This is a genomic window from Photorhabdus kleinii (assembly GCF_025384885.1).
Lineage (GTDB): Bacteria > Pseudomonadota > Gammaproteobacteria > Enterobacterales > Enterobacteriaceae > Photorhabdus > Photorhabdus kayaii.
In genome coordinates this window covers 1-1,808 of the sequence record NZ_JAJAFY010000113.1, presented here as the reverse complement: position 1 = coordinate 1,808, position 1,808 = coordinate 1, and the positions used below count along the sequence as shown (strand labels likewise).

The 1,808-nt window shown below is 47.1% G+C and carries 2 protein-coding genes; both read right to left on the bottom strand.

The genetic code is table 11. From position 1 onward, the window contains the following. Nucleotides 1-8: 8 nt before the first annotated feature. On the bottom strand, nt 9-521 hold the full coding sequence (locus LG003_RS22770; protein ID WP_049585618.1) for a phage major tail tube protein: 513 nt from the start codon (nt 519-521) through the stop codon (nt 9-11). A gap of 12 nt (nt 522-533) precedes the next feature. Further along, the gene (locus LG003_RS22765) at nt 534-1,712 is read right to left on the bottom strand and encodes a phage tail sheath subtilisin-like domain-containing protein (protein WP_370446046.1); all 1,179 of its coding nucleotides are present in this window, start codon (nt 1,710-1,712) and stop codon (nt 534-536) included. Nucleotides 1,713-1,808 lie beyond the last annotated feature (96 nt).

The window sequence follows — 1,808 nt, the reverse complement described above, 5'->3', positions numbered from 1 at the left end:
TAATTAGATTAGTGGCCGATATTGGCCCGGTGCTGCTCAAGTAAATCTTTGCCGTCGACTTTCCAGACCAAATTCAACATATCGACTTCGAACACTTCACTATTATCAATCGTGACTTTGCAATACGTGTTTTTCAGCGTGTATTTATGTTGCGTGTTGTCACCCGCTTTTGCCGAACCCCAGTCAAGTTCCGTGAAACGTCCTCGCGTCTGAATTTCACACGCGATAGTCTGCCCGGTTGCATCGTCATAGTAAGAACCAGCAAAGCGCAATTGCAGACTGTCAAGCGTACCGCCCCATGTTTTCAGCAATGAAGCTTCAATACCGCCCATTGTGACATCCATATCCAACGCGCCCCCGTCCATTCCGACGAGTACCGCGACTGATCCCGGCATGCCGGCGCCCTGATAATCTTCGGTTTTCAATGACAGCTTAGGCGTAGTGACTTCTTCAACCTGGCCTAAATATGTTTGACCGTTGATATACGTATCAAACATGAACAACTTTTTTGGCATACCCATTGTGTGTTTCCTCTAGCCTAACTGATTAAAAACGGCGAAATATTCATCAGTGAACGTCTGAGTGAGTTGTAGATTTTCCAGCGGCGGTACCGGCGTATATTTGTAGCGAATATGCGCTTTACCATCCCGCAAGTTTTCTTTCGGATTGTCTGCCGGGTCATACCAACATTCGAAGCCCAACAATTTCCCTTCTGTGACCAGTTGTACTCCTTTTCTATTAATGCCATCGATCACATCTTTGATGAGAGAAGGGGTTAGCGTTTTATCAATATAAGAGAAATGCGCTTCGGCAATCATATCTGCCAAGATCTGAGCGGTACGGGTATAGACTTCAAAGAAGTAAGTTTCACTGTCGCAAGTACGATTGCCCCAGAAACGGAAACCATCTCTTTTAATCAGTGTAGTTACGCCTTTGCTGTTGAGATCGTTAGCGTCAGTGTCGGTACTTTGCAGCGTCCACCAAATATCAGCAGAAATGCCAAGCACGCCGTTAACGGGAACGTTAGATAACGACTTATGCCAGCCTTGATCAGCGTCAATACGAGCACGTAGCCCCAGGGCGAACGCCGTAGCGGGAATCGTTTCATTTTTCCCTGACTGACTGTTGTAAGTAATGAAATCGGGGTAAATCACCATCAGCTCACGCTGATTGAAGTTTTCACGATACTTCTTCACATCAGCCAGCGTTTTATTGCCATTCGCGCCGATGTAAGCGAATGCACGCAGCTTCTCCGCAAATATCGCTATCTGAGCCGCGACGGCCTGCGTATCAAGTCCGGGGGCCGCTAGAATCCGTGGATGTTCTCCAACATTGGATTCAGCTGTTAATAGGGCGTATAAGCCGGTATAGCGCCCATCGGTACCAACACCGCCGATAACAAGCTGATCTTGTGTTTTTGTATCTTCACCCGACTTTTGTTTCGCTGCGTCAGCAACACGGATAACAATCACTTTTGGGCTGCACTGATCAGAAATGGCTTTCAGTGTTGTGTATAGCGTCCCGGTTTTCCCGGCTTTACCAATCACACTGTTAATACGCGTTACCAGCGTTGGCATGTCCAGCGGAAACAGTTCTGGATCAGCATCATCAGCGGTACAAACAACGCCAATAATTGACGTATCAATGTCCCGGATTAGCGTACTGAGTTTTGTTGTCTCCGTAACAGAGACCCCATGATGAAAAGCGGCCATGATTTTTACTCTCATGATTGAACATGTTGCTATAGTGATAGCTCAGCAACAAGAAATCATGTTGTGCCGCGTGTCGTGGTACCGCGACAACACTCG

Excerpts from the sequence above, each read along its gene's own strand:
- LG003_RS22770 (WP_049585618.1), bottom strand. The coding sequence starts at position 521 with ATGGGTATGCCAAAAAAGTTGTTCATGTTTGATACGTATATCAACGGT.
- LG003_RS22765 (WP_370446046.1), bottom strand. The coding sequence starts at position 1,712 with ATGGCCGCTTTTCATCATGGGGTCTCTGTTACGGAGACAACAAAACTC.